Source organism: Mycobacterium sp. E342, from assembly GCF_001667665.1.
Taxonomy (GTDB): Bacteria; Actinomycetota; Actinomycetes; order Mycobacteriales; family Mycobacteriaceae; genus Mycobacterium.
Genome location: NZ_LZJM01000196.1, coordinates 1 through 5,788, shown reverse-complemented (window position 1 = coordinate 5,788; position 5,788 = coordinate 1). Strand labels below are relative to the sequence as shown.

4 protein-coding genes and 1 pseudogene are annotated in these 5,788 nt (G+C 70.0%); 2 read left to right on the top strand and 3 right to left on the bottom strand.

What is annotated here, in order from left to right; genetic code table 11:
• On the bottom strand, nt 1-579 hold a 579-nt coding region (locus A5692_RS14205), incomplete at its 3' end, for a hypothetical protein (RefSeq protein ID WP_068056959.1).
• Nucleotides 560-2,305, bottom strand: a complete 1,746-nt coding sequence (locus A5692_RS14200; protein WP_068056957.1) for a thiamine pyrophosphate-binding protein — start codon at nt 2,303-2,305, stop codon at nt 560-562. The genes A5692_RS14200 and A5692_RS14205, both read right to left, overlap by 20 nt.
• Before the next feature lie 77 nt (nt 2,306-2,382).
• Here A5692_RS14200 and A5692_RS14195 point away from each other — a divergent pair, with 77 nt between their 5' ends.
• Nucleotides 2,383-3,078, top strand: a complete 696-nt coding sequence (locus tag A5692_RS14195; RefSeq protein WP_068056955.1) for an ABC transporter ATP-binding protein — start codon at nt 2,383-2,385, stop codon at nt 3,076-3,078.
• An 89-nt stretch (nt 3,079-3,167) separates the two neighbouring features.
• Nucleotides 3,168-5,567: an ABC transporter permease gene (locus tag A5692_RS14190; RefSeq protein ID WP_231984320.1), complete on the top strand. Its 2,400-nt coding sequence runs from the start codon at nt 3,168-3,170 to the stop codon at nt 5,565-5,567.
• Here A5692_RS14190 and A5692_RS14185 read toward each other — a convergent pair.
• A pseudogene (locus tag A5692_RS14185) lies at nt 5,554-5,788 on the bottom strand (class I SAM-dependent methyltransferase); the annotation flags it as partial. The gene A5692_RS14190 and the pseudogene A5692_RS14185 sit on opposite strands and share 14 nt — an antisense overlap.

The window sequence follows — 5,788 nt, the reverse complement described above, 5'->3', positions numbered from 1 at the left end:
GTCCAACTTCGGCGCATGCCCGGCACCGAACATGTCCCAGAAGTCGCCCACCCACACCGGCCGCTGCGGCGGCGCGGCCTCCGGATACGGGTTGTGGTCGTAGAACGGGTGGTGGCAGTTCGTCCACAGCACAACCGATCCCGGCTTGTCCAAGACCACCTGGGCGTCGACGACGCGCATGAGGTAGACCATCCACAGATGCTTGCCCTGATCCCACGCGCAGTGGTAGTCGACGGTCCGCGCCGCGGCGTTGGCGACGGTCCGGGTGTAGATCTCGGTCTCCGAACCGAGCCGGTCGTGGGCCAGCCACAGGTCCGGCTCGTCGGTGGGCGTGAACCCGCGCAGGCTGTACGTCCACTCCTCGAGGCTGCGGGTGTCCGCCATGTACTCGTAGAGCTCGTCCGGCGGGCACGCGACGTAATCGTTGACCGTGCAGTACTGCCCGAACACCTGATCATGCGGGTACACCGACCGCATCATCTCCATGATGATCGGAGTCGCCTTCTCCCGCGGACTGGTTTCTATGCGGACCACCCCATCGATGGGAGTGGGGATATCCTCAAGCGCTGGCAGCGACATCGGCCCGGTCCTCCTTCGCGGTCGAAACCTGTTCTGCAACAGCCCCGTTTCCTGACCGCTCGGTGAGAAACGGGGCGAACGGGGGGATTTCATCGGCGTCGCACTCGACGCTGATCACCGCTGGGCCCTCGATGTCCAGCGACGTCCGGAGCGCCGCGGCCAATTGGGCGGGCTCGCTGACATCGACCGATGTCAGGCCGGGAAACATCGACGCCAGACCGGTTCCCAGCGCGCTGGGCCGGAACCGGTTGTAGCTGTAGCGGTTCTGGAAAAACAGCTGCTCACGGGTCACGCACATCGCGTGGGCGTTGTTGTTGAACAACACGAACGTCACCGGAAGCGCGTATTGCACGGCCGTGTGCACCTCCAGACCGTGCATGAAGAACGCTCCGTCCCCGGCGATCACCACGGTTCGGCCGGCGGCCCGGCCGCCGGCCGCACGCCCGAAGGCCATCCCGATCGCGGCGCCGAAGCTGTAGCCCATGCCGCCCATGCCGAGCGCGGCCACAAACCTGCCGCCACGCCGCGCCGGCAGGTGATGGATGGCGGCCGCGCCGGTGTTGCCTGCGTCGACCACGATGTCGGCCCCGTCGGGCAGGACGCGGTCCAGCACCGCCATGGCGTCGCGATACCGGATCCCCGGTCCCGGCCCCGCCGGCGGTTTCAGCTCGGTGCGGCGGATCACATCGGGCACGCGCACGCCGTTCGGGCGTCCGTGACCGCACAGCGCCTGGGTCAGCAGGCGCAGCGAGCCACGCAGGTCGTCGGTATGAACATGCATACAGCGCAGGTAGGGCCGCGCCGACCCGATAGATAACGTCCGCACCGACGCGAGCGCGTCGTCCAGGCCGCCGCGCGCGGTGACCGTCAACCGGGTGCCGACGATGAGGCACACGGCGCTGGCGGCCACCGCTTCGGCCACACTCGGGTGGCCCATCACGCCGGTCACCCCGAGCGCCGACGACGACCCCAAACCCGGTGTGCCCGCGACATCTTTGGCGTCCGGGACGGTGGCTACCCGCGCGCGCAGTAGCGCGCGCAGGTGCTCGAGTTCGTCCCGGGCGTCGTCGCGCGCCACCTGCTCGCCGGCGATGATGGTGACCTGACCGGTTGCGCGGCGCAACTCGGAGGCGATGAGTTGCGGGTTGCCGATCGGCGCGCTGAAACTGTTCGTGCACTCGGCGGCGTCGTCGACGGTGATGCGCGCTTGCTGAATGTCCTTGGGCAGCAACAACACCGCGGGGCCGCCGGTGCGCGCCGCGGAGACGGCGCGGGGCAACGCCGAAACGATGCCGGCCGGCGCCAGCACCCGCTCGCAGAACACCGAGACCGCCGAAAACAGCGCACGGGCATCGAGGGAGCCGTTGCGGCCGCTGGTGTCCTGGAAGCTGCCCCGGCCGTCCATCGTGGTCGCGGGCTGTCCGACCAGGGCCAGCACCGGAACACGGCTCGCGAACGACTCGCCCAGGCCGGCGACGAGGTTCAGCGCTCCCCCGCCCGACGTCGCCGCCACCACGCCGAGCCCGGCGCCGCTCCGGCTGTAGCCGTCGGCCATGGTGGCCGCGGAGAATTCGTGTTTCGCCAGCACCGCGGTGATCTCGGGCTCGAAGTGCGCGGCGTCGTACAAGTCCTCGATGTTGGCGCCGTCGACGCCGAAAACGTGGTCCACCCCCAGCGCGGCGAGGTGGCCGACTATATGGTCGACCACCCGATAGTTGCCGAACATGTCATCAGACACGAATCGGGCACGTGGTCGGTTCACGAGCGGGTGAACCGACCACCGGCAGTTCTCGTGGTGTCTAGATGACCATCGAACTGCGCGGCGTGGTGCGCGAGTATCGGGTCGGCGGTCAATCGGTCCGGGCGCTCGACGGGATCAACCTGCGCCTCGACGGCGGTCAGTTCGTGTCGGTGGTCGGTCCGTCCGGCGCGGGCAAGAGCACGCTGCTTCATCTGCTCGGCGCGCTGGACTCCCCCGATGCGGGCTCCATCACGTTCGACGGCGAGGAGATCGCCCGCCTGGGCGACGAGCAGCAGTCCGAGTTCCGCCATCACCGAGTGGGTTTCATCTTCCAGTTCTTCAACCTGTTGCCGACGATGTCGGCCTGGGAGAACGTGGCGGTCCCCAAGCTGCTCGACGGTGTGCGGCTGGGCAGGGCCAAACCGGACGCGATCCGGTTGCTGGACCGCGTCGGGCTCGGCAATCGGACCGAGCACCGGCCGGCGGAGCTGTCCGGCGGCCAGATGCAGCGGGTCGCGGTGGCGCGCGCGTTGATGATGGATCCGGCGCTCGTCCTCGCCGACGAGCCCACCGGCAACCTCGACTCCGCGACGGGGGCCGCGATCCTCGCGCTCCTCGCCGAGGTGGCGCACGAGGACGGCCGCGATCGGTTGGTGGTGATGGTGACCCACAATTCGGACGCCGCCGCGGCGACCGATCGGGTCATCACGCTGCAGGACGGACGGGTCGGTTCCGACCTCCCGGCGGTCCACGCGTGAGGATATCGGCGGCGGCAAGCCGGGTGCGCGTGCTCAGCCTGCGTGACCTCGCCGTGCACCGTCGCCGCACACTCGCATCGATCGCCGTAATGGCCGTCTCCGCAACGTATCTGGTTGCGATATTCGGCATCTTCGGCTCGATCACCGGATCGGTCGACCGGCTGGCCAACGGGATCGCCGGCGTGGCGGCGCTGGAGGTGTCGGGCATCACCGACGCCGGATTCCCCGACACGATCCTGGCGGACGTCGCCGCGGTTCCGGGTGTCGCCACCGCGGCGCCGATGATCCGAACTTCCGCGTCCACGGCGACGGGGCCGGTGCTGTTGCTCGGCGCGGATGCGCGCACCGCCGCGCTGGGTGGGTCCCTGAAGGATGCGGTCGCACGACCGGTGCAGGAGCTGTCCTCGACGCCGGGCGGCGTTCAGGTCGGGCCGCGGGTGGGTTATGCGAAAGGCCAGACGCTGCAACTGGGCTCGGGGTCGGTTACCGTCGCCGAGGTGCTCGCGGGCCGGCAGTTCGCGGACCTCAACGGCGGGCACTACGTCCTTGCCCCACTTGCGTTGGCGCAGAACGTTACCGGCCGCCCCGGGCAGCTGGACTCGATCCTGATCACCATCAAACCGGGCGCCGATGCGGCCACCGTCCGCGCCGCCGTCACCGCCGCGGTGAACGGCCGGGCCCTCGTCGCCGCGCCGAGCCTGCGGGCGGCCCGGGCCGGCGACGGCGTCAAGCTGATGAACTACATGGCCCTGCTGGGGGCGGCGGTCGCGCTGGTGGTCGGCGCGTTTCTCATCTACACCACGATGACGATGGCGATCACCCAGCGCCGGCCCGTCATCTCCATGCTGCGCGCGATCGGCGGCCGGCGCGTCACCATCGTCGGCGACATGCTCGGCGAGGCGGCGATCCTCGGGCTCATCGGCGGGGCCATCGGGTCGGGCCTCGGAATTCTGGCGGGCCACCTGGCAATTGGTCGACTGCCACCGGCGATGACCCAGGGGCTCGAGGCCCGCGTCGAGTACTGGTTACCGGGCTACGCCATCCCCCTGGCCATCGCGGCCACGGCGCTCACCAGCGTGGTCGCGTCGGCGATGGCCGCGCGGCAGGTGTACAAGGTTGCACCGATCGAGGCGCTGGCGCCCGCCGGGGCGTCGGCGGCGGACGTCGTGCCGCGATGGCTGCGGGTCGCGGCCGGCGTGGGTGCCGTCGCGGTGTTCGCGGCGTCCATCTGGGTGGTCATCGGCCAACGCGGCACCTTCGCGTTCGTCGCGATGGCCGCCCTGCTGAGCGCCGAGATCGCGCTGGGCTTCGCGCTCACTACGCCCATCGTCGCGGCCACGGCCGCGATGGCTCGCCTGTTCGGATCGTTCGGGGCACTCGCGGCAGCCACCGTCGAACGCGCGCCGCGACGAGTCTGGGCCACGGTGATGACCGTGCTGATCGGGGTGGTCACCACCGTGGTGATCACCGGCACCAACGCCGACATGATCCGCTCGGCCCGCGGCATCTTCTCCCCCGCCGCCGACGTCGACGTGTGGGTGAGCGCGGACGCACCGGACAGCTACCCCATCGACGTTCTGCCGCAAGGCCTTTCCGAACGCGTGGCGGCGGTGCCCGGGGTGGCTCGGGTGACCGAGGGCGCATTCGGATTCGCCGTGATCGGCGGCACGCGCGTCCTGCTCGACGGCTTCTCCGCCGGAACACACGACTCGCTCTTCGGCGCGCTCGACGAGCACCTGCGCGCCGACGTCCTGGCCGGCCGCGGCGTGGTGCTCACACAGAACCTCGGCGCCGCGCTGCACGTGCGCGCCGGCGACCGGTTGCAGCTGCAGACACCGAACGGGCCGCGGCAGACGGCCGTGCTGGCCCTGGTGCCGTTCTTTTCGACCGTCATCGGAACGGTCGGAATCGACCTCGATCATTTGCGCGCATGGTTCGATCGCCCGGCCTCGACGATCCTGCAAGTCACCGCGGCCCCCGGGACGGACCCGCGGCACCTGCTGGCCGACGTGCGCCGGGTGGTACCGGCGCCGAACCACGTGTACGACGGTCACACGGCGCTGGCGGGGCTCGAAGCTCCGCTGCACCAGAGCATGTTCATCGCCAACGCCGTGTGGGTCATCGTCGTGGCGGTGGCCGCCGTCGCGCTGCTCAACACGCTGACGCTCTCGGTGACCGAACGCCGCCGCGAGATCGGTGTGCTGCGCGCCATGGGTTCCAGCCGCCGGTTCACCCTGCGGATGGTCCTGGCCGAGGCGGCCGGAATCGGTTTCGTGGGAGGCCTTCTGGGGCTGTTGTTCGGTCTGACCGATCAGTGGCTGTTCAGTCTCATCAGCGGGGACATCATGAATTTCCAGGTCGGCTTCCGCCTGAGTCCGATGGCCCTTGCCTTCACCGCCGGGGCGCTGGCGATCTGCCTGCTCGGCTCGCTGCCACCGGCACGGCGTGCGGCGCGGCTGATCATCATCGAGGCCGTCAGCGTGGAATGAGGACGGCGAAGCCTTGCAGATGGGGCTTGCACGGGAACGGGACCGGCGTGCGCGGGATGGTCCGCAGCGCCGTGGTGTCGAACCCGGCCGCGGCGATGGCATCCAGGGTTCGCCGGTTCGGCTCGCAACCGGCGGCCAGCCATGACCACGGCTTGCGGATCAGATCCTGCAACCGGCCCGTCATGCCCTCCCCGCGCACGTGCTCGAGGACGACGAGCCTT

Coding starts and splice junctions, on each gene's coding strand:
- A5692_RS14200 (WP_068056957.1), bottom strand. CDS start 2,305: ATGTTCGGCAACTATCGGGTGGTCGACCATATAGTCGGCCACCTCGCC.
- A5692_RS14195 (WP_068056955.1), top strand. CDS start 2,383: ATGACCATCGAACTGCGCGGCGTGGTGCGCGAGTATCGGGTCGGCGGT.
- A5692_RS14190 (WP_231984320.1), top strand. CDS start 3,168: ATGGCCGTCTCCGCAACGTATCTGGTTGCGATATTCGGCATCTTCGGC.